The organism is Ramlibacter sp. G4-7 (assembly GCF_057784995.1).
The window spans coordinates 21,034-40,411 of sequence record NZ_JBYNTT010000027.1 but is presented as its reverse complement, the minus strand read 5'-3'; the positions used below and the strand labels follow the sequence as shown (position 1 = coordinate 40,411).

Below are 19,378 nucleotides of genomic sequence, written 5' to 3'. Positions count from 1 at the left end.
GCCGCACCGCGCGGGCGCGCCGGCGGCCGGCTCCGCGGCGCGAAGGGGGCCGGCGCAGGCCGCGATGGCGCAGCGGCTGCAGGCCATCGACCGCACCGACCCCGACCGGCGCCGCAAGGCCGTGCGCGTCGTCCTCGAGGTGGAACTCGCGCGTGCGTTCGGCAGCGGCCTCATGAACGATCCCGGCTTCCCCCTGATGGTCGACGCGGTGCAGGACCAGATGCAGGGCGACGCGCAGGCGGCCGCCGCGGTGCACGCGCTCGGCGACCTGCTCCTGGCCGCGCCGGCCGGCTAGTCGGCCGCCAGGCTCCAGTCCGCTGGCTTGCCGGTGGCGCCAATGGGCAGCGCCGGGCCGACGCGGATCGCCTTCGGGAGCTCCGGCGCGCTCAGTTGCTGCGCGAGCCAGTCGTGCAGGTGCGCCGGCAGGTCGGCGGGCGCCTGCGCGCTCGGCACGACGAAAGCCTTCAGGCGCGTGCCTTCCTCGGGTCGCATCAGGCGCACGGCCGCGTCCTGCACGCCGGGATGGCGGCGCAGCACCTCGCGCACGCGCGCGGGAAAGACGTTGATGCCGCCCACCTGCACCGCCTCGTCGTGGCGCGGGCCGACTTGGAAGCTGCGGTCGCCGGCCCGCACCAGGGCGTCCTGCGGCACGAACGGCTGCTCGCCGCCCGCGGGCAGGGTGCGCAGCAGCCGGCGCGGATCAGCCGGATCGAAGCGCCAGTACGGAAACAGCTCGTACGGCGCGTCGTGCCAGCGGCGCGCGGCGATGCCCGCGGTCTCCGACGCGCCGTACACCTGCACGAGCGCCGCCAGGCCGGCGGCACGCACGGCGTCGGCCACCTGTGCGGGGCAAGGAGCGGTCGACGTCACGCCGAGCACATCCCGCGGCCACGCCGGCACGCAGCGCGCAACCGCCGCCCAGTATTCCGGATGGGCGACGACCAGGTCCCCCGGCTGCGCCGATCGCGCCAGCCAGGCGGGCGTGCTGCCACGCAGGTCGACGACGGCTCCGGCGTCCAGGCCCAGGTCGCGCGGCAACAGCACGGAGAACAGGAAGCCGTAGATGTGGTGGCTCGGGACGGCGCACAGCAGCCGCCGGCGCGCGGGAAACAGCGTGGCCAGGTGCCGCGTCTCCTGCGCCAGCGTCGCCAGCGGGTGCGGGCACGGCTTCGGCGCGCCGCTGCTTCCGGAGGTGCAGAAGGTCAGGCGCTCGTCGAAGCGCGCCAGGCCCGCTTCGGCCACGTCCACCCATTCGCCGAGCGAGCGCCGAGCCAGCAGCGCATCCTCGATGCCGGACTCGTGCAGGTGCAGCGCTTGCGCCAGCGCCGTGGCGAGCGACAGCAGTTCCAGCGAATCGACGCCCAGGTCGGCGTCAAGCCGCAGTGCGTCCGGCCACGGCCACGGCAGCGGGCGCGGCAAGGCGCTGCGCCGCAGCTGCGCGAGCTCTCCGGCCACGAGGTCGGTGACGAAGCGCCGCAGCACCGGCCGCGGCTGCCACCAGGCGGTCACAGGCGCTTGACGAAGATCCAGAAGCTGTCGTCGCCGATCGCCTTCTTCATGTGGATCTTCACCTTCGTGGCGGCCATGTTGTGGTCGAACACGTACTCGAACATGGTGTTCAGGTTGCCGTTGCGCACGCCGGCGTCGAACACGCCCTTGAACTTCGGCGCGTTGGTGCAGGGTGCGACGTCGCGGAAGAAGTTGCGGCCGATCACGTCCTTCTTCACGCGGCCGGTGATGCTCGCCTCGGCGGCGTTGTACTGCAGGATCGTGCCCTTCGCATCGATCTGCACGGCCCCGAAGGCGAGCTGGTCGACCTCCTGCGCGCTCATCTTGGACAGGACGTTCTCGATGTCGTCCTTGCCGAAACCCACGACGTTCATGCCGGACATGCCGCTTCCTTCTTTGTAGTAGTACAAGATAGGAAGTCTATGAACCCGGTCCGCGATCCGCGGGACCGTCCATCCGTGGCAGCCTGCCGTTCAGTGGATGAAGGACGCGTTTGCCTAGAACCGCTCATGCGGCGCGAGGTAGCGCCATTGCCCCACGGGCAGGTGCCCGAGCGTCACGCGCCCGATGCGCACGCGCTTGAGGCCCACCACCTTCAGGCCCACCAGCTCGCACATGCGGCGCAGCTGCCGCTTCTTGCCTTCGGTGAGCACGAAGCGCAGTTGCTCGGGGTTCTGCCAGTCCACCTTGGCGGGTTTGAGCGGCTGGCCGTCCAGGCTCAGGCCGTGGCGCAGCCGCGCGAGTTGCGCCGGCGGAAAGGCGGACTGCACGTCGCTGGTCACCTGGCCGAAGCTCACGCGCACCAGGTACTCCTTTTCCACCAGGGAGTCCTCGCCGATCAACTGGCGCGCCACGCGCCCGTCCTGCGTCAGCACCAGCAGCCCGGTGGAGTCGATGTCCAGCCGGCCCGCGGGCGCCAGTCCCTTCAGCTGCGTCGGCGCGAAGCGCTGCGGCGCCATGTCGGCCTTCCAGCGGTTGCGGCCCTGCACCAGCACCACCGCGGGCTCGTAGCCGTCCTCCGCCTGGCCGCTCACATAGCCGATCGGCTTGTGCAGCAGGATGGTGACCTGCTCCCGTTGCTGGCCGCGCGCGCGCGGATCGATCTCGATGCGCGCCTGCGGCCCGACCTGCAGCCCCATGGGCGCCACCGCGCCGTCCACCTTCACCCAGCCGTGGGCGATCCAGTCGTCCGCTTCGCGGCGCGAACACAGCCCGAGTTCGGCCATGCGTTTGTTCAGGCGGGTGGTGGCGCTGGGTGCGGCCGGGAAATCAGGCATGGGTGGGGCTGGGGAAAGGGGTGGAACGCAGCGCGGGCAGGTCGAGGATGCGCAAGCCTCCGTATTCGACCCGGATCATGCCTTGCTCCTGCAGCGAGGCCAGGGCCTCGTTCACGCGCTGCCGCGACAGGCCCACGAGGTAGGCGAGCTCCTGCTGCGTGATGCGCAGCACCTCCCCGACGCCCGGAAAAAGCACGGGGTTGAACAGCGCCGCCAGCGAACGGGCCACGCGCAGGTCCGGATTGCTCATGCGGTCGATCTCGCGCGCGGCGATGAACTGGCCCAGGCGTTCATTGAGCTGGTTCATCACGAAACGGTTGAAGCCGATGGAGTGGTCCAGCAGCCAGTGGAAGGTGTCGGCCGGCAGGCCTGCGACCACGCTGCGGCGCAGCGCCTGGATGTTGTAGCGGTAGATCTCGCGCTTGAGCACCGTGCCTTCGCCGAACCAGCCGCCCGGTGGCAGCCCGCTGAAGGTGATGGTCTGGCCCTGGGCATTCTCGTTGCTCATCTTGAGCAGGCCTTCGACCACCCCGAACCAGTAGGTGACCGGCCGGCCGACGCGGCACACGTAGTCGCCCGGGAGGGCATCGCCCACCTTGATGTCCGCCGCGGCGCGGGCGCGTTCCGCCGGCCCGAGCAGGGCGAGCCAGGGGATGCCGGCGAGCTCCTGCGCCGTCGGCTCGCGGCGGCGCTGGTGCAGGGTCAGTTCGGCAGGCATGGCTTGGTCTAGGGGTAGTCCCTCCGAGGATTATCCCTAGGAATGTCGTCGCGAAGACAGATCGACGTCAAACCACTGCCTACATTGGGCCGCCATACGCATGCAAGGACAACGCATGGACAGCACTTTCCCGCGGCTGCTCGCGCAGCACGCAGCGCAGCGGCCGGAAGCCCCGGCGATGCGGGAGAAGGAGTACGGCATCTGGCAGGCCCTCTCGTGGGCCGGCCTTGCACGCATGGTGGAACACCTCGCCTGCGGCCTGCACCAGGCGGGCCTCGCGCGCGGCGAGCACCTGGTCGTGATCGGCGCCAACCGCCCGCGCCTCTACGCGACGATGCTGGCGGCGCAGTCGCTGGGCGCGATTCCCGTGCCGCTGTACCAGGACGCGGTCGGCGCCGAATGCAGCTACCCGATCAACAACGCCGAGGTCCGCTTCGCCGTCGCCGAGGACCAGGAACAGGTCGACAAGCTGCTGGAAGCGCGGGCGCAGTGTCCCCAGCTCACGCGCATCTGGTTCGACGACCCGCGCGGGCTGCGCAACTACAGCGAGCCGGGGCTCGCATCCCTGGACGCGCTGCTGCTCGAAGGCGCGCAGGTCGCGCAGCAGAACCCCGCGCTGGTGCGCGCCGAAGTCGAAAGAGGCCAGCCCGACGACGTCGCGGCGATGTTCTTCACCTCCGGGACCACCGGCCAGCCCAAGGGCGTCGTCCACACGCACCGCACGCTGCTGGACCGCGCGCGCGCCGGCGCCGAGTTCGACCGGCTGACCGAGCGCGAGGAGGTGCTGGCCTACCTGCCGCCCGCCTGGGTCGGCCAGAACATCTTCAGCTACGCGCAGTGGCTGGCCTGCGGCTTCGTGGTGAACTGCCCGGAGTCGTCCGGCACGGTGATGATCGACCTCAAGGAGATCGGCCCGACCTACTACTTCGCGCCGCCGCGCATCTTCGAAGGCCTGCTTACCAGCGTGATGATCCGCATGGAAGACGCCGGCGCGATCAAGCGCGCCATGTTCCAGCGCTTCATGGACGTGGCCAGGCGCGTCGGGCCGGCGCTGCGTGACGGCCAGTCCGTCGGCTTCCTCGACCGCGTCAAGTACGCGATCGGCAACGTGCTCGTCTACGGGCCCTTGCGCAACAACCTGGGCATGTCGCGCGTGCGGGTGGCCTACACGGCCGGCGAGGCGATCGGGCCGGACCTGTTCACCTTCTACCGCGCCATCGGCATCAACCTCAAGCAGCTCTATGGCAGCACCGAGACGGCGGTGTTCGTCTGCATGCAGCCGGACCACCAGGTGCGCGCCGACACCGTGGGCATCCCGTGCCGGGACGTGGAGATCCGCCTGGCCGACTCCGGCGAGATCCTCGTGCGCTCGCCCGGCCTGCTCAAGGAGTACTACAAGAACCCGCAGGCCACCGCGGAAGTGAAGACCGCCGACGGCTGGTACCACACGGGCGACGCCGGCTTCCTCGACGCGCAAGGGCACCTGAAGATCATCGACCGCGCCAAGGACGTCGGCCGCCTCGCCGACGGTTCGCTCTTCGCGCCCAAGTACATCGAGAACAAGCTCAAGTTCTTCCCGCACATCAAGGAAGCCGTGGCCGTGGGTGACCGGCGCGACAAGGTCTGCGCCCTGGTCAACATCGACTTCGAGGCGGTGGGCAACTGGGCCGAGCGGCACAACCTGCCGTACGCCGGCTACACCGACCTGGCACAGAAGCCCGAGGTCTACCAGCTGATCCAGGAGTGCATCGAGAAGGTCAATGCCGACCTGGCCGGCGACGAGAAGCTCGCCGGCAGCCAGGTGCGCCGCTTCCTGGTGCTGCACAAGGAACTCGATGCCGACGATGGCGAGCTGACGCGCACCAACAAGGTCCGCCGCGGCTTCATCGCCGAGAAGTACCAGGAGCTCGTCGACGCACTCTACGCCGGCAAGGACGAGCAGTACATCCAGACGCAGGTCAAGTTCGAGGACGGTCGCACCGGCACCGTCAACGCCACGCTGAAGATCCGGGACGCACGCACCTTCCCGCCCCTGAAGGCCGCGGCCTGAGGACAGGACCCATGTCATGAGCACCGCCCCCATCCTGGCCACCCCGTTCTCCACGCTCGCCGGCGATGCCGATGTCGCCCTCCCGGCACGGCCGGAGATTGCAGCCAACAGCCCGGCGGCGGCAGCGGGACGGCGGCTCGGCGAGGTCATCCTCGACGTGCGCAACATCTCGCTGGCCTTCGGCGGCGTCAAGGCGCTCACCGACATCTCCTTCGACGTGCGCGAACACGAGGTGCGGGCCATCATCGGCCCCAACGGTGCCGGCAAGAGCTCCATGCTCAACTGCATCAACGGCGTGTACCAGCCGCAGCAGGGCACCATCACCTTCCGCGGCAAGCGCTTCCATCACATGAAGAGCCGGCAGGTCGCGGAGATGGGCATCGCGCGCACCTTCCAGAACCTGGCGCTGTTCAAGGGCATGAGCGTCCTGGACAACATCATGACCGGCCGCAACCTGCGCATCCGCAGCAACCTGCTGCTGCAGGCCCTGCGCATCGGCCCGGCCGAGCGCGAGGAGATGCGCCACCGCGAGGAGGTCGAGAAGATCATCGACTTCCTGGAGATCCAGGCCTACCGCAAGGTGCCCGTGGGGCAGTTGCCGTACGGCCTGCAAAAGCGCGTGGACCTGGGCCGGGCGCTGGCGATGGAGCCGCAGGTGCTGCTGCTGGACGAGCCCATGGCCGGCATGAACCTGGAGGAGAAGCAGGACATGTGCCGCTTCATCCTGGACGTGAACGACGAGTTCGGCACCACCGTGGTCCTGATCGAGCACGACATGGGCGTGGTGATGGACATCTCCGACCGCGTCGTCGTGCTGGACTACGGCAAGAAGATCGGCGACGGCCCGCCGGAGGAAGTCCGCGGCAACCCGGACGTGGTCAGGGCCTACCTCGGAACGGCGCACTGACATGGGCTTCTTCCTCGAAACCCTCCTGGGCGGCCTCATGGCCGGCATGCTCTATTCGCTGGTGGCGCTCGGCTTCGTGCTGATCTTCAAGGCTTCGGGCGTCTTCAACTTCGCGCAAGGCGCCATGGTGCTGTTCGCGGCGCTGGCCATGGCGCGCTTCGCGGAGTGGATCCCGGCGTGGACCGGCATCCAGAGCCGCGTGTTCGCCAACGTCGTGGCCTTCGTGATCGCCGGCGCGATCATGTTCGTGGTGGCCTGGATCATCGAGGCGCTGGTGCTGCGCCGCCTCGTCAACCAGGAGGGCGCGACCCTGCTGATGGCCACCCTGGGCATCACCTACTTCCTCGAAGGGCTGGGGCAGGCGCTGTTCGGCAACAGCATCTACAAGATCGACATCGGCATGCCCAAGGACCCGGTGATCGCCTTCGAGAAGGTGTTCGAAGGGGGCATCCTGGTGAACCAGGAAGACCTGATCGCGGCGCTCATCTCCGCCGCGCTGGTCCTGCTGCTGAGCGTGTTCTTCCAGAAGACCTCCACCGGCCGCGCGCTGCGCGCCGTCGCCGACGACCACCAGGCCGCGCAGTCCATCGGCATCCCGCTCGCCCGCATCTGGGTGATCGTGTGGTGCGTCGCGGGCGTCGTCGCCCTGGTCGCCGGAATGATCTGGGGCAGCAAGCTGGGCGTGCAGTTCTCGCTGGCGACGATCGCCTTGCGCGCGCTGCCGGTGGTGATCCTCGGCGGCCTCACCTCGGTGCCCGGCGCCATCGTCGGCGGCCTGATCATCGGCGTCGGCGAGAAGCTCTCGGAGGTCTACATCGGGCCGCTGGTGGGCGGCGGCATCGAGATCTGGTTCGCCTACGTGCTGGCGCTCGGCTTCCTGCTCGTGCGGCCGCAGGGGCTGTTCGGCGAGAAGATCATCGACCGCGTGTAGAGGGGACGACGCATGCTTTACCGCGAAAACGGCCAGTTCAAGACCAGCTACCGCGCCGACCAGCAGATCTTCCCGATCCTGCAGGACCGCTGGGCGATCGTGGCGCTCATCCTGCTGGCCTACGGTGCGGTGCCGCTGCTCGCCAGCCCCTACCTGTTCCCGGCCGTGCTGATTCCCTTCCTGATCATGGCGCTCGCTGCGCTGGGGGTGAACATCCTGGTGGGCTACTGCGGCCAGATTTCGCTCGGGTCGGGTGCCTTCATGGCCGTCGGCGCCTACGGGGCCTACAACTTCTTCGTGCGCATCCCGGACATGCCGCTGATCCCCGCGGTGCTGCTGGGAGGCGTGTGCGCGATGCTGTTCGGCATCCTCTTCGGCCTGCCCAGCCTGCGCGTGAAGGGCCTGTACCTCGCGGTCGCGACGCTCGCCGCGCAGTTCTTCGCCGACTGGATGTTCCTGCGCGTGAAGTGGTTGACCAACGACTCGTCCTCGGGCTCGGTCTCCGTGAACAACCTGCAGGTGTTCGGCCTGCCGCTGGACAGCGATGCGGCCCGCTACTGGTTCTGCCTCACGTTCCTCGTGCTCACGGCGCTGCTGGCGAAGAACCTGGTGCGCAGCGCGATCGGCCGCGAGTGGATGGCGATCCGCGACATGGACGTGGCCGCCGCGGTGATCGGCATCCGCCCCATGTACGCGAAGCTCACCGCCTTCGCCGTCAGCTCCTTCATCGTCGGCATGGCCGGCGCGCTGTGGGCCTTCATCTACCTCGGCGCCTGGGAGCCGGCCGCCTTCTCGGTCGAACAGTCCTTCCGCCTGCTGTTCATGGTGATCATCGGCGGCCTCGGCTCCATCACCGGCGCCTTCTTCGGCGCGGCCTTCATCGTGGTGCTGCCGATCTTCCTCGCCAACTACCTGCCGGCGGCCGCCTCGCTGGTGGGCGCGACCATAGGCACCGCCGGCATCGAGCACGCGCAGCTCATGATCTTCGGCGCCCTGATCGTCTGGTTCCTGGTGGTCGAGCCGCATGGGCTCGCCCGCCTCTGGGCCACGGGCAAGCAGAAGCTGCGCCTGTGGCCGTTCCCGCACTGATTCATCACAAGGAGACATGCAATGAAGTTACGTTCCGTTCTGGTCGCCGCGCTGCTGGGCGCAGCCGCGGCGGGAGCCTTCGCGCAGGCGAAGGAGCAGTTCTTCCCGCTGCTGTCCTACCGCACCGGCCCGTACGCACCCAACGGCACGCCCTGGGCCAACGGCAAGCAGGACTACCTGAAGATGATCAACGCCCGGGACGGCGGGATCAACGGCGTGAAGCTCACGTTCGAGGAATGCGAGACCGGCTACGCCACCGACAAGGGCGTGGAGTGCTACGAGCGTCTGAAGTCCCGCCCGGGCGTCACGCTGTTCGACCCGCAGGCCACCGGCATCACCTTCGCGCTGACCGAGAAGGTCGCCACCGACAAGATCCCGCTCATCACCCTGGGCTACGGCCTGTCGGTGGCGCAGGACGGCACCGCCTTCAAGTGGAACTTCCCGATCATGGGCAGCTACTGGACGGGCGCGGACATCATCCTGCAGCACCTGGCCAAGACCAATGGCGGCTGGGACAAGCTCAAGGGCAAGAAGATCGCGCTGGTCTACCACGACTCGCCCTTCGGCAAGGAGCCGATCCCGCTGCTGCAGGAGCGCGCGAAGATGCACGGCTTCAACCTGGAGCTGATCCCCGTCACGGCGCCCGGCGTCGAGCAGAAGTCGGCCTGGCTGCAGGTGCGCCAGCAGCGTCCCGACTACGTGCTGCTGTGGGGCTGGGGCGTGATGAACTCCACCGCGCTGAAGGAAGCGCAGGCCACGGGCTACCCGCGCGAGAAGATGTACGGCGTGTGGTGGTCGGGCGCGGAACCCGACGTGAAGGACGTGGGCGAAGGCGCCAAGGGCTACAACGCGCTGGCGCTCAACACCTCCGGCCAGCAGCCCAAGGTGATCCAGGACATCCTGAAGAACGTCCACGACAAGGGGCAGGGCACCGGCCCGCGCGACGAGGTCGGCTCCGTGCTGTACACCCGCGGGGTGATCATCCAGATGCTGGGCGTGGAGGCCGTGCGCCGCGCGCAGGAACGCTTCGGCAAGGGCAAGGTCATGACGCCCGACCAGGTGCGCTGGGGCCTGGAGAACCTGTCGCTGGACCAGAAGAAGCTGGACGCGATGGGCTTCGGCGGCGTGCTGCGCCCGATCAGCACGTCCTGCACGGACCACATGGGCTCCACCTGGGCGCGCATCCACACCTGGGACGGCAAGCAGTGGAAGTTCTCCAGCGACTGGTACCAGGCCGATGAACAGATCATCAAGCCGATGGTGAAGGCGGGTGCGGACAAGTACCTGGCGGACAAGAAGCTGGAGCGGCGGCCGGCGTCCGACTGCCAGTCCTGAGGACCGGCAGTCAGTCCGCCGCCGCACGCGGCCACCGACAGCACCGTCCCCTGCCCCTCCCGCCAGCCGGGAGGGGACGCGGCTCCAAGGGAGCCGCCAATCGAAAGGCCGCGGCCTTTCGATTGGTCCACACCGGAGCGCCATGAGCAACATCGTCTTGAACGTCAACGGCATCGAGGTCATCTACAACCACGTGATCCTCGTGCTCAAGGGCGTGTCGCTGCAGGTACCGCAAGGCGGCATCGTGGCGCTGCTCGGGGGCAATGGGGCCGGCAAGACGACCACGCTGCGGGCCGTGTCCAACCTGCTCAAGGGCGAGCGCGGCGAGGTCACAAAGGGCTCCATCGAGCTGCGCGGCGAGCGCATCGAGAACCTCACGCCGGCCGACCTGGTGCAGCGCGGCGTGGTGCAGGTGATGGAGGGCCGGCACTGCTTCGCCCACCTCACGATCGAGGAGAACCTGCTGACGGGGGCCTACACGCGCCGCAGCAAGGTCGAGGTCGCAGCCAACCTGGAAAAGGTCTATGCCTACTTCCCGCGCCTGAAGCAGCGGCGCGAGTCGCAGGCGGCCTACACCTCCGGTGGCGAGCAGCAGATGTGCGCCATCGGCCGCGCCCTGATGGCAAGCCCCAGCCTGGTGCTGCTGGACGAGCCCTCGATGGGCCTCGCGCCGCAGATCGTGGAGGAGGTCTTCGAGATCGTGAAGGACCTCAACACGCGGGAGAAGGTCACTTTCCTGCTGGCGGAGCAGAACACGAACATGGCCCTCAAGTACGCGGGCTACGGCTACATCATGGAGAGCGGCCGCATCGTCATGGACGGGCCGGCCGCCGACCTCGCCACCAACGAGGACGTCAAGGAGTTCTACCTGGGCGTCGGCACCGGCCAGCGCAAGAGCTTCCGCGACGTCAAGAGCTACAAGCGCCGCAAGCGCTGGCTGGCCTAGGAGGGACAGGGAGAGATGGACCAGGAGTTCTACGACGCGCTGGAGACGCGCACCCCGCTGCAGCGCGAGGCGCAGCTGCTGGCGGCGCTGCCCGGGCAGGTGCACCACGCGCAGCGCAACACCTCCGCCTTCGGCGAGATCCTTGCCGGCATCGACGCGGCACACGTCACCTCGCGCGAGGCGCTGGCCAGGCTGCCCGTGACGCGCAAGGGCGAGCTGCTGGAGCGCCAGAAGGCGCGCCGCGCCGAGGACCCCTTCGGCGGCTTCTCCGCCCTCGTGCGCGGCCCGTCCATGCCGCACGTGTTCGCCTCGCCCGGCCCCATCTTCGAGCCGGACGGCGGCACGCGCGACTACTGGCGCTGCGGCCGCTCGCTGTTCGCGGCCGGATTCCGCGCCGGCGACCTGGTGCACAACGCCTTCAGCTACCACATGACCCCGGGGGCCTTCATCTTCGAATCGGCAGCGCACGCCATCGGCTGCTCGATCTTCCCGGCCGGCGTGGGACAGACCGAGCAACAGCTCGAAGCGATCGCGGCCCTGCGCCCGAATGCCTACACCGGCACGCCCAGCTTCCTGCGCATCCTGCTGGAGAAAGCCGCCGAGACGGGCGTCGACGTGTCCAGCCTGCGCAAGGGTCTCGTGGGCGGCGAGGCCCTGCCGCCCAGCCTGCGCGACTGGTTCGGCGATCGCGGGCTGCAGGTCTTCCAGAGCTACGCGACGGCGGACCTGGGCCTGATCGCCTACGAGACGCGCGCGCGCGAGGGCATGGTGGTCGACGAAGGCGTGCTGGTGGAGATCGTGCGCCCGGGCACCGGCGACCCCGTGGCGCCCGGCGAGGTGGGCGAGGTGGTGGTCACCACCTTCAATCCCGCCTACCCCTTGATCCGTTTCGGCACCGGCGACCTGTCCGCGGTGCTGCCCGGCGCGGACCCCACGGGACGCACCAACATGCGCATCCGCGGCTGGCTCGGACGCGCCGACCAGACCACCAAGATCCGCGGCATGTTCGTGCACCCGGGCCAGGTGGCGGACATCGCGCGCCGCTTTCCGGAAGTGGTGCGGGCACGGCTGGTGGTCAGCGGCGAAATGGCCAACGACGTGATGACCTTCAGGGTCGAAAGCTCCGCGCCCTCCCAGGGGCTGGACGCGCGCATCGGCGAAGCCGTGCGGGACGTCACCAAGCTGCGGGCGGCGGTGGAAGTGGTCGCGCCGGGCACGCTTCCCAACGACGGCAAGGTGATCGAGGACGCGCGCAGCTACAAGTAAAGCTGGTCGCTGGCGGCGCCCGACCCGCCGCCGAGGTCCACCGTGCGAGGCTCCCTCATCCGTTGATCGTGGGCAGCCGTGCGCCACGGCCGGGCTGCACGATCCCGCGCGGGTCCGTATGATCGTCCGGTTTGACCCTTGGAGACCCCCATGACGAAGTTGCTGAAATCCCTGCTCCCGCTGGCGCTCGCCGCGGCCTCCGTGTCCGCCCTGGCGCAGGACTTCCCCACCAAGCCGATCACCATCGTCGTGCCGTTCGCGGCCGGCGGCCCGACCGACAAGGTCGCGCGTGACCTGGCCGAAGCGCTGCGCAAGCCGCTCAACGGCGCCACGATCATCGTGGACAACGCCGCCGGCGCGGGCGGCTCCATCGGCGCCAACAAGGTCGCCAAGGCGCAGCCGGACGGCTACACCCTGATGGTCCACCACATCGGCATGGCCACCATGCCCACCCTGGTGCGCAACATCCCGTTCAAGGTGGAAAGCGACTTCGAGTACCTGGGCCTGATCAACGACGTGCCGATGACCATCATCGGCAAGCCCGGCCTGCCCGCCAACAACTGGAAGGAGCTCACCGCCTGGATCCAGGCCAACAAGGGCAAGATCAACCTGGGCAACGCCGGCGTCGGCTCCGCCTCGCACCTGTGCGGCATGCTGTTCCAGCACGCGATGGGCGTGGACATGACCGCCGTGCCCTACAAGGGCACCGCGCCGGCGATGACCGACCTGATGGGCGGCCAGATCGACCTGATGTGCGACCAGACCACCAACACCACCTCCGCCATCGAAGGAAAGAAGGTCAAGGTGTTCGCCGTCAGCACGCCCAAGCGCCTGACGACGCCGGCCCTGAAGGACGTGCCCACCATGCAGGAGCTGGGCGTGAAGGACTTCAACGTGTCCATCTTCCACGGCCTGTACGCGCCCAAGGGCACGCCCGCCCCGGTGCTCAAGAAGCTCAACGACGCGCTGAAGGTCGCGCTCAAGGACCCCGAGTTCGTCAAGCGGGAAGAAGGCCTGGGTGCCGTCGTGGTGCACGACAACCGCGTGAACCCGGCCGACCACAAGAAGTTCGTGCAGTCCGAGATCAACAAGTGGAGCCCGCTGATCAAGGCCGCCAACGTCTACGTGGAATAAGGTCCGCGGTCCGCGCGCGACAGCAAGCCGCCCGCCCGGGCGGCTTTTTTTTGGCATCATGGCCCGCAAGAACTTCGTTGGAGACGCCTCGTGAACCGCTTCGCATCCCGCCGTCGCCTGCTGGCGTCCGCCACCCTCCTGGCCTGCACCCCGTTCGCGCCGCTGGCCGCGTTCGCGCAGGGCGCCTGGCCGGCCAAGCCCGTGCGCCTGGTCGTGCCCTTCGCCGCCGGCGGCACCACGGACATCCTGGCGCGCGCGGTGGCGCAGGAGCTGACCAAATCCTTGGGGCAGTCCTTCGTGGTCGACAACAAGCCGGGCGCCGGCGGCAACATCGGCGCGGACATCGTCGCCAAGGCGGCGCCGGACGGCTACACGCTGCTGATGGGAACGGTCGGCACGCAGTCGATCAACAAGTGGCTGTACGCCAAGATGCCCTTCGACCCGCAGAAGGACTTCCAGCCGATCACGCTGGTGGCCGGCGTGCCCAACGTGATGGTGGTCAACACGGAGAAGGCGCGCGAGCGCCACATCAACTCCGTGCAGGACTTCATCAAGTACGCCAAGGCCAACCCGGGCAAGCTGAACATGGCCTCCAGCGGCAACGGCACCTCGATCCACCTGGCGGGCGAGCTGTTCAAGACCATGACGGGCGTCTTCCTGACGCACTTCCCCTTCCAGGGCTCCAACCCCGCCCTCCTGAGCCTCATGTCCGGGGACATGGACGTCATGTTCGACAACCTGCCTTCGGCGATGTCGCACATCAAGTCCGGCAAGCTCAAGGCGCTCGCCGTGACGAGTTCCAGCCGCTCGCAGGCGCTGCGCGACGTGCCCACGGTCGAAGAAGCCGGCGGCCCTTCGCTCAAGGGCTTCGAGGCCAGCTCCTGGTTCGGCCTGCTCGCGCCCGCGGGCACGCCGATGGACATCGTCAACCGCGTGCAGCAGGAAACCGCGAAGGCCCTGGCCACGCCGGCGATGAAGGAGCGGCTGCTGGCGCAAGGCGCGATGCCCAGCGGCAACACGCCCGCGCAGTTCGCGCAGCTGATCGACCGGGAGCTGAAGAAGTGGGGACCGGTGGTGAAGGCGTCCGGCGCGAAGGTCGACTGAGCCGTCCTTCCCGCGCAGGCGGGAACCCAGCGCCTCACGAGCAAAGCGGCCGTCAGGCCGCTTGTTCGCTCACACCCCCCAGACGATCTCTTTTCCGGCCTGCGAGCAGCGCTTGAGCATGTCGATGAAAGGCACCGCGCGCTGCCGCAGGGACACCGCGTCGAACTTCGGCGGCACCTGGCCCTTGGCCTTCGCTTCGTCGACGGCGGCCTGGTGCTCGGCCTCTTCCCGGGCGATCGCGTCGTCCAGCTTGGCGATCGCGCCCGGCATGTCCTCCGGCAGGATGATGCCCTTGGGGCCCGCGTCCTTGCCGATGATGTCCAGCACGCGCCGGCCATTGGGCTCGAGCATGATCAGGTCACCGGCCGCCTTCGACTTGAATTTGTAGAGCATGGCTCAGCGATACATGTAATCACGGTTGAAAGGATAGGCCGACTGCGCGCCCGGCAGCGTGCCCGTGTGCACGTTGCCGTCGGGCCGCGTCGCCAGGATCTGGTGCAGCGCGATCCAGCCCTGCTCGAAGGTCATCGCGGCGCCTGCGAGATAGAGCCGGTAGGCGCGCAGCAGGCGGCCGGAGCCGGCCTCGCCATGGGTCTTGCGCAGCACCTCGCGGGCTTCGTCCAGCCGCGACTCCAGCGCATCCGACCACGCCCACAGCGTGCGCGCGTAATGCGGCCGCAGGTTCTCGGTGTCCACCATCTCCAGGCCGCCGACGGCCAGGTCGCGCAGCACCAGGCTGGGGTGCAGCAGTTCGCCGCCGGGGAAGATGTACTTGCCGATGAAATCTCCCATGCCCGCACCCAGCTGCGCCGGCTCCAAGCTGCCTGCGGTGATGCCGTGGTTCAGCACCAGTCCGCCGGGCACCAGCAGCCGGTGGATCTTGGTGAAGTAGGCCGGCATGTTGGCCTGGCCGACGTGCTCGAACATGCCCACGGAGGCGATCTTGTCGAAGGGCGTGTCCTCCGGCAGCTCGCGGTAGTCGAGCAGCAGCATCTTCACCCGCGACTGCAGGCCCTTGCGCTCGATCAGCCGGTTCACGTACGCGTGCTGGTTGTGCGACAGGGTGATGCCGGTGGCGTTCACGCCGTAGTTCTCCGCCGCCCACAACAGCAGCCCGCCCCAGCCGGCGCCTATGTCCAGGAAGCGCTCGCCCGACCGCAGCATCAGCTTGCGGCAGATGTGGTCCAGCTTGGCCTCCTGGGCCTGCGCCACCGACAGACCGGCCTCGCGGTAGTAGGCGCAGGAGTAGACGCGGCGCGGGTCCAGCCACAGCGCGTAGAAGTCGTCCGAGACGTCGTAGTGGAAGCGGATCTGCTCCGAATCCTTTTGCGGCGTGTGCGAGGCGATCGATTTGGCCCGGCGCAGCACCTGCGTCCACCAGCTGGTGTCGCTCGCCACCGGCGTGCCCGGCAACATGGCGGCGGCCGCCCGCATCAGGTCGCGCATGGACCCTTCGATGCGCACGCGCTCCTCGACGAAGTCTTCGCCCACCTTGCCGATCTGCCCGGCGGCCAGCGTGGCGAGCCCGGACCAGTCCTTGAAGGCCAGCCGCAGCGCGGCATCGGCGGCTCCCAGCAGCCTTCCTCCCGGCAGCTCCAGAGCCGCCGGGACAGGCAGCGCCGCCAGCTGGGATCCGAGCTTCCTGAGGAGGGGTTCCATGCGCCGATTCTTGCCAGCCGCAAGAAGCCCCGTCAACCGAAGGGCTGTAGGACGGTAGCGCTTTCTTCGCGGGGTCCACCGGTTGCGTGCCCATTTGTTCATGTCTAAACTATTTAGACCCAAGCAAAGGATCCCATGGACATCGAAGCGCGCGCCCACGGCGAGCATCCCGAAGCCTTGCGGCTGTGGCTGCGCCTCCTGACCTGCACCCAGCTGGTCGAAAAGCAGGTGCGCACCCAGCTGCGGGAGCGCTTCGAGACCACCCTGCCGCGGTTCGACCTGATGGCGCAACTCGAGCGCGCCCCCGAGGGCCTGAAGATGAACGAGCTGTCACGCCGCATGATGGTCACCGGGGGCAACGTCACCGGCATCACCGACCAGCTCGTATCCGAAGGGCTGGTGGAGCGCATCGACGTGCAGGGAGACCGGCGCGCCTACCGCGTGCGGCTCACCCCCAAGGGCCGCAAGCAGTTCAACGACATGGCACAACAGCACGAGGCCTGGATCGTCGATGCCTTTTCCGGCCTGTCGGACCGGGAGATCGCCACCTTGCACAAGCTGCTGGGGAAGGTGAAGGAGCACGCCACGCAGTCCGGCCAGGAGGCTCCCGCATGAAGGCCACGGCCGCATCCGCCCAGCCGGACCGTTATGTGCATGACCGGCTGCCGCCCCCGGAGCAGTGGCCGCAGTTGCGCTACGACCTGCCCGAGCTGCAACTGCCGCCGCAAGTGAACCTGGTGACGGAGCTCCTGGACCGCGCCGGCGAAAAGGGCTGGGGCGACCGGCCGATGCTGCGCTCCCGCGAAGGCACGCTCACCTATGCGCAGGCGCGCGAGCAGGTCGACCGCTGCTGCCGCCTGCTGGTGGAAGACCTGGGGCTGGTGCCGGGCAACCGCGTGCTGCTGCGCGGCGGCAACTCCGTCGTCATGGCGCTGGCCTGGCTGGCCGTCATCAAGGCCGGCGGCATCGCGGTGGCGACCATGCCGCTGCTGCGCGCGCGCGAGCTGGGCGACATCATCGACAAGGCGCAGCCGACGCTGGCGCTGTGCGACGCGCGGCTGCTGGACGAACTGGAGCTCGCGCGTGCGCAGCGCCCGGTGCTCAAGACGGTCCTTCCCTTCCACGCACCGGCCGATCCGGCCTCGCTGGAGGCGCGCGCCGGCGCCAAGGCGGCGGGATTCGCCGCTTGCCCGACCGCTGCCGACGACATCGCCCTGCTCGCCTTCACCTCCGGCACGACCGGGCAGCCCAAGGCCGCGGTGCACACGCACCGCGACGTGCTGGCCGCGTGCGAGGCCTGGCCGCGCCACGTGCTGCGTGCGACGCCGCAAGACATCGTCGTCGGCACGCCCCCGCTGGCCTTCACCTTCGGGCTGGGCGGCCTGCTCGTGTTCCCGATGTGGGCCGGCGCCTCGGTGTACTTCCCGGAAGGCCCGTACACCCCGGAGTCGCTGGTGAACGTCATCCGTGAAGTCGGCGCCACCATCTGCTACACGGCACCCACCTTCTACCGCCAGGCGGCGCCGTTCGCGCGCGCCGGCGGCGTGGGCAAGCTGCGGGTGAGCGTCAGTGCCGGCGAGGGCCTGCCGGATGCGACCCGGCAGCTGTGGAAGGATGCGACCGGCCTCGAGATGGTGGACGGCATCGGCGCCACCGAGATGTTCCACATCTTCATCTCCGCCGCCGGCGAGGACGTGCGGCGCGGGGCGATCGGCAAGGTGGTCCCGGGCTACACCGCCCGCGTGGTGGACGACGAAGGCCGCGAGGTGCCGCGCGGCACGGTCGGCAAGCTGGCCGTGGTCGGTCCCACCGGCTGCAAATACCTGGCCGACGCGCGCCAGGCCAACTACGTGAAGGACGGCTGGAACTATCCCGGCGACGCCTTCGTGCAGGACGAGGACGGCTACTTCGTCTACCAGGCCCGGGCGGACGACATGATCATCACGGCGGGCTACAACGTCGGCGGCCCCGAGGTCGAGGACGCGCTGCTGAAACACCCGGCCGTGGCCGAGTGCGGCGTGATCGGCCAGCCCGACGAGGAGCGCGGCATGATCGTCAAGGCTTTCTGCGTGCTGCGCCCGGGCCACCAGGGCGACGAGGCGCTGGTCAAGGCGCTGCAGCAGCACGTCAAGGCGACGATCGCGCCCTACAAGTACCCGCGCGAGATCGCCTTCGTTCCCAGCCTGCCGCGCACCGAAACCGGCAAGCTGCAGCGCTTCAGGCTGCGGCAGATGTGAGGGCGGGACCGCGCAAGGTCCCCCAGGTCAAGGCGCAGGTGAGCGCGGCACTGCCGGCGATGCCGATGAGCATGGGCAGCGGCGCCCCGTTGGCGAAGGGCGTGAGCAGTCCCATCACCAGGATGCCGCAGACGAAATGCAGCGTGCCGCCCAGCGCCGAGGCGGTGCCCGCGATGGCGCCATGCGCCTCCATGGACAGCACCATGCTGGCCGGCACCACCAGCCCGAGCGCGCCGTAACCGACGAACAGCAGCCCCAGCATCACCGCCAGGCTGTCGACGCCGGCCAGCTGCAGCAGCAGCGCGAGCAGCATCACCAGCGCATAGGCGGTGGCCGCCACCTTCACCATGGCGGCCAGGCCGAAGCGCTGCCCCAGGCGCGCCGTGAGCTGCGACACGCCGATGAAGGAGGCGGCGTTCGCCGCGAAGGCGATGCTGTACTGCCGGGGCGTCAGCCCGTAGTGGTCGATCAGCACGAAGGAGGAATTCGCCAAGTAGGCGAAGAAGCTCGCGACGCCGAAGCCGCCGATGAGAGACAGCCCCAGGAAGTGCCGGTCCGCCAGCAGGATGCCGTAGCCCTGCACGGCGCTGCGGAAGTTGCTGCCCACGCGGTCCTCGGGCGGCCGCGTTTCCGCCAGGCTGGTGGCGAGCAGCACCAGCGAGAACACCGCCGTGCCCGCCACCGCCCAGAACACGGCGCGCCAGCCGAAGGCGTCGATCAGCAGGCTGCCGGTCAGCGGCGCCAGGATGGGCGAGACGCTGAACACCAGCATCAGCAGCGACATCAGCCGCGCGGCCTCCGTGCCCGTGTGCAGGTCGCGCACCACGGCGCGCGGCACCACCATGCCTGCGCAGGCACCCAGCCCTTGCAGGAAGCGCCAGCCGATGAGCGTGCCTATGTCGGGCGCCAGCGCGCAACCCACGCTGCCGATGCCGAACAGCACCAGCCCGAAGTACAGGGGTTTCTTGCGGCCCACCATGTCCGACACCGGGCCGTACACGACCTGGCCGGCGCCGAGCGCGAGGAAGAAGACGATCAGCGAGGCCTGCACCGCGCCCGGAGAGCCGCCCAGCGCCTGGCCGATGCGCGGCAGCGCCGGCAGGTACATGTCGATGGCGAAGGGGCCGACGGCGGAGATCAGGCCCAGCACGAGCGCCAGGCCGAAGAAGGAACGGAACATCCGCGCGATTGTCGCGGAGCTCAGTGCGGCAGGCTG

The 19,378-nt window shown here is 69.0% G+C and carries 18 protein-coding genes and 1 pseudogene; 12 read left to right on the top strand and 7 right to left on the bottom strand.

All coding sequences use genetic code 11. From position 1 onward, the window contains the following. Positions 1 to 295 (top strand): annotated as a pseudogene (locus AC3EGR_RS24325) (hypothetical protein); the annotation flags it as partial. On the opposite strand, the gene AC3EGR_RS24320 reads toward AC3EGR_RS24325, so the two are convergent. From AC3EGR_RS24320 to AC3EGR_RS24305, 4 genes are all read right to left on the bottom strand, one after another. Next, entirely contained in the window at positions 292 to 1,509 is a 1,218-nt protein-coding gene (locus AC3EGR_RS24320; protein ID WP_488549114.1) for an AMP-binding enzyme, read from the bottom strand. The pseudogene AC3EGR_RS24325 and the gene AC3EGR_RS24320 sit on opposite strands and share 4 nt — an antisense overlap. Further along, positions 1,506 to 1,892 carry a photoactive yellow protein gene (gene pyp / locus AC3EGR_RS24315; RefSeq protein WP_488549113.1) on the bottom strand — a complete coding sequence of 129 codons (387 nt, stop codon included), beginning with the start codon at positions 1,890 to 1,892 and terminating at the stop codon, positions 1,506 to 1,508. Before pyp ends, AC3EGR_RS24320 begins: the two co-directional genes overlap by 4 nt. Positions 1,893 to 2,006: 114 nt before the next feature. Then, positions 2,007 to 2,786: a pseudouridine synthase gene (locus AC3EGR_RS24310; RefSeq protein ID WP_488549112.1), complete on the bottom strand. Its 780-nt coding sequence runs from the start codon at positions 2,784 to 2,786 to the stop codon at positions 2,007 to 2,009. Then, entirely contained in the window at positions 2,779 to 3,504 is a 726-nt protein-coding gene (locus tag AC3EGR_RS24305; RefSeq protein WP_488549111.1) for a Crp/Fnr family transcriptional regulator, read from the bottom strand. Before AC3EGR_RS24305 ends, AC3EGR_RS24310 begins: the two co-directional genes overlap by 8 nt. Before the next feature lie 115 nt (positions 3,505 to 3,619). Here AC3EGR_RS24305 and AC3EGR_RS24300 point away from each other — a divergent pair, with 115 nt between their 5' ends. From AC3EGR_RS24300 to AC3EGR_RS24260, 9 genes are all read left to right on the top strand, one after another. After that, positions 3,620 to 5,554 (top strand): AMP-dependent synthetase/ligase, encoded by a 1,935-nt coding sequence (locus tag AC3EGR_RS24300; RefSeq protein ID WP_488549110.1) that lies wholly within the window; start codon positions 3,620 to 3,622, stop codon positions 5,552 to 5,554. A 16-nt stretch (positions 5,555 to 5,570) separates the two neighbouring features. Continuing rightward, the gene (locus tag AC3EGR_RS24295) at positions 5,571 to 6,461 is read left to right on the top strand and encodes an ABC transporter ATP-binding protein (protein ID WP_488549109.1); all 891 of its coding nucleotides are present in this window, start codon (positions 5,571 to 5,573) and stop codon (positions 6,459 to 6,461) included. 1 nt (position 6,462) lies between these two features. Then, a complete protein-coding gene (locus AC3EGR_RS24290; RefSeq protein ID WP_488549108.1) occupies positions 6,463 to 7,392 on the top strand; it encodes a branched-chain amino acid ABC transporter permease in 930 nt (309 codons plus the stop codon). 12 nt (positions 7,393 to 7,404) lie between these two features. Beyond that, positions 7,405 to 8,481, top strand: coding sequence for a branched-chain amino acid ABC transporter permease (locus AC3EGR_RS24285; protein ID WP_488549107.1), 1,077 nt, complete (start codon positions 7,405 to 7,407; stop codon positions 8,479 to 8,481). 21 nt (positions 8,482 to 8,502) lie between these two features. Next, positions 8,503 to 9,816, top strand: a complete 1,314-nt coding sequence (locus tag AC3EGR_RS24280; RefSeq protein WP_488549106.1) for an ABC transporter substrate-binding protein — start codon at positions 8,503 to 8,505, stop codon at positions 9,814 to 9,816. A gap of 142 nt (positions 9,817 to 9,958) precedes the next feature. Then, entirely contained in the window at positions 9,959 to 10,762 is an 804-nt protein-coding gene (locus tag AC3EGR_RS24275) for an ABC transporter ATP-binding protein (RefSeq protein WP_488549105.1), read from the top strand. A gap of 15 nt (positions 10,763 to 10,777) precedes the next feature. Beyond that, positions 10,778 to 12,028: a phenylacetate--CoA ligase family protein gene (locus tag AC3EGR_RS24270; protein ID WP_488549104.1), complete on the top strand. Its 1,251-nt coding sequence runs from the start codon at positions 10,778 to 10,780 to the stop codon at positions 12,026 to 12,028. A 162-nt stretch (positions 12,029 to 12,190) separates the two neighbouring features. Further along, the gene (locus AC3EGR_RS24265) at positions 12,191 to 13,162 is read left to right on the top strand and encodes a tripartite tricarboxylate transporter substrate-binding protein (RefSeq protein ID WP_488549115.1); all 972 of its coding nucleotides are present in this window, start codon (positions 12,191 to 12,193) and stop codon (positions 13,160 to 13,162) included. 90 nt (positions 13,163 to 13,252) lie between these two features. Further along, the gene (locus AC3EGR_RS24260; protein ID WP_488549103.1) at positions 13,253 to 14,266 is read left to right on the top strand and encodes a Bug family tripartite tricarboxylate transporter substrate binding protein; all 1,014 of its coding nucleotides are present in this window, start codon (positions 13,253 to 13,255) and stop codon (positions 14,264 to 14,266) included. 69 nt (positions 14,267 to 14,335) lie between these two features. Here the strand turns inward: AC3EGR_RS24260 and AC3EGR_RS24255 are convergent, their stop codons facing one another. After that, positions 14,336 to 14,659 carry a DUF1840 domain-containing protein gene (locus tag AC3EGR_RS24255; RefSeq protein ID WP_488549102.1) on the bottom strand — a complete coding sequence of 108 codons (324 nt, stop codon included), beginning with the start codon at positions 14,657 to 14,659 and terminating at the stop codon, positions 14,336 to 14,338. Between the two features lie 3 nt (positions 14,660 to 14,662). Beyond that, positions 14,663 to 15,925: a class I SAM-dependent methyltransferase gene (locus AC3EGR_RS24250; protein ID WP_488549101.1), complete on the bottom strand. Its 1,263-nt coding sequence runs from the start codon at positions 15,923 to 15,925 to the stop codon at positions 14,663 to 14,665. Between the two features lie 135 nt (positions 15,926 to 16,060). Between AC3EGR_RS24250 and AC3EGR_RS24245 the strand changes: the two genes are divergently transcribed. Both AC3EGR_RS24245 and AC3EGR_RS24240 read left to right on the top strand, forming a co-directional pair. Further along, positions 16,061 to 16,540 (top strand): MarR family winged helix-turn-helix transcriptional regulator, encoded by a 480-nt coding sequence (locus AC3EGR_RS24245; protein ID WP_488549100.1) that lies wholly within the window; start codon positions 16,061 to 16,063, stop codon positions 16,538 to 16,540. After that, a complete protein-coding gene (locus AC3EGR_RS24240; protein ID WP_488549099.1) occupies positions 16,537 to 18,162 on the top strand; it encodes an AMP-binding protein in 1,626 nt (541 codons plus the stop codon). The genes AC3EGR_RS24245 and AC3EGR_RS24240 overlap by 4 nt, the downstream gene beginning before the upstream one ends. Here the strand turns inward: AC3EGR_RS24240 and AC3EGR_RS24235 are convergent. Further along, complete coding sequence (locus AC3EGR_RS24235) at positions 18,143 to 19,342, bottom strand: multidrug effflux MFS transporter (RefSeq protein ID WP_488549098.1); 1,200 nt, start codon at positions 19,340 to 19,342, stop codon at positions 18,143 to 18,145. The genes AC3EGR_RS24240 and AC3EGR_RS24235 overlap by 20 nt on opposite strands. Positions 19,343 to 19,378 lie beyond the last annotated feature (36 nt).

Bases quoted from the DNA above. Each gene is read 5' to 3' on its own strand.
- pyp (WP_488549113.1), bottom strand. From the start codon at position 1,892: ATGTCCGGCATGAACGTCGTGGGTTTCGGCAAGGACGACATCGAGAAC.
- AC3EGR_RS24310 (WP_488549112.1), bottom strand. From the start codon at position 2,786: ATGCCTGATTTCCCGGCCGCACCCAGCGCCACCACCCGCCTGAACAAA.
- AC3EGR_RS24305 (WP_488549111.1), bottom strand. From the start codon at position 3,504: ATGCCTGCCGAACTGACCCTGCACCAGCGCCGCCGCGAGCCGACGGCG.
- AC3EGR_RS24300 (WP_488549110.1), top strand. From the start codon at position 3,620: ATGGACAGCACTTTCCCGCGGCTGCTCGCGCAGCACGCAGCGCAGCGG.
- AC3EGR_RS24295 (WP_488549109.1), top strand. From the start codon at position 5,571: ATGAGCACCGCCCCCATCCTGGCCACCCCGTTCTCCACGCTCGCCGGC.
- AC3EGR_RS24290 (WP_488549108.1), top strand. From the start codon at position 6,463: ATGGGCTTCTTCCTCGAAACCCTCCTGGGCGGCCTCATGGCCGGCATG.
- AC3EGR_RS24285 (WP_488549107.1), top strand. From the start codon at position 7,405: ATGCTTTACCGCGAAAACGGCCAGTTCAAGACCAGCTACCGCGCCGAC.
- AC3EGR_RS24280 (WP_488549106.1), top strand. From the start codon at position 8,503: ATGAAGTTACGTTCCGTTCTGGTCGCCGCGCTGCTGGGCGCAGCCGCG.
- AC3EGR_RS24275 (WP_488549105.1), top strand. From the start codon at position 9,959: ATGAGCAACATCGTCTTGAACGTCAACGGCATCGAGGTCATCTACAAC.
- AC3EGR_RS24270 (WP_488549104.1), top strand. From the start codon at position 10,778: ATGGACCAGGAGTTCTACGACGCGCTGGAGACGCGCACCCCGCTGCAG.
- AC3EGR_RS24255 (WP_488549102.1), bottom strand. From the start codon at position 14,659: ATGCTCTACAAATTCAAGTCGAAGGCGGCCGGTGACCTGATCATGCTC.
- AC3EGR_RS24250 (WP_488549101.1), bottom strand. From the start codon at position 15,925: ATGGAACCCCTCCTCAGGAAGCTCGGATCCCAGCTGGCGGCGCTGCCT.
- AC3EGR_RS24245 (WP_488549100.1), top strand. From the start codon at position 16,061: ATGGACATCGAAGCGCGCGCCCACGGCGAGCATCCCGAAGCCTTGCGG.
- AC3EGR_RS24240 (WP_488549099.1), top strand. From the start codon at position 16,537: ATGAAGGCCACGGCCGCATCCGCCCAGCCGGACCGTTATGTGCATGAC.
- AC3EGR_RS24235 (WP_488549098.1), bottom strand. From the start codon at position 19,342: ATGTTCCGTTCCTTCTTCGGCCTGGCGCTCGTGCTGGGCCTGATCTCC.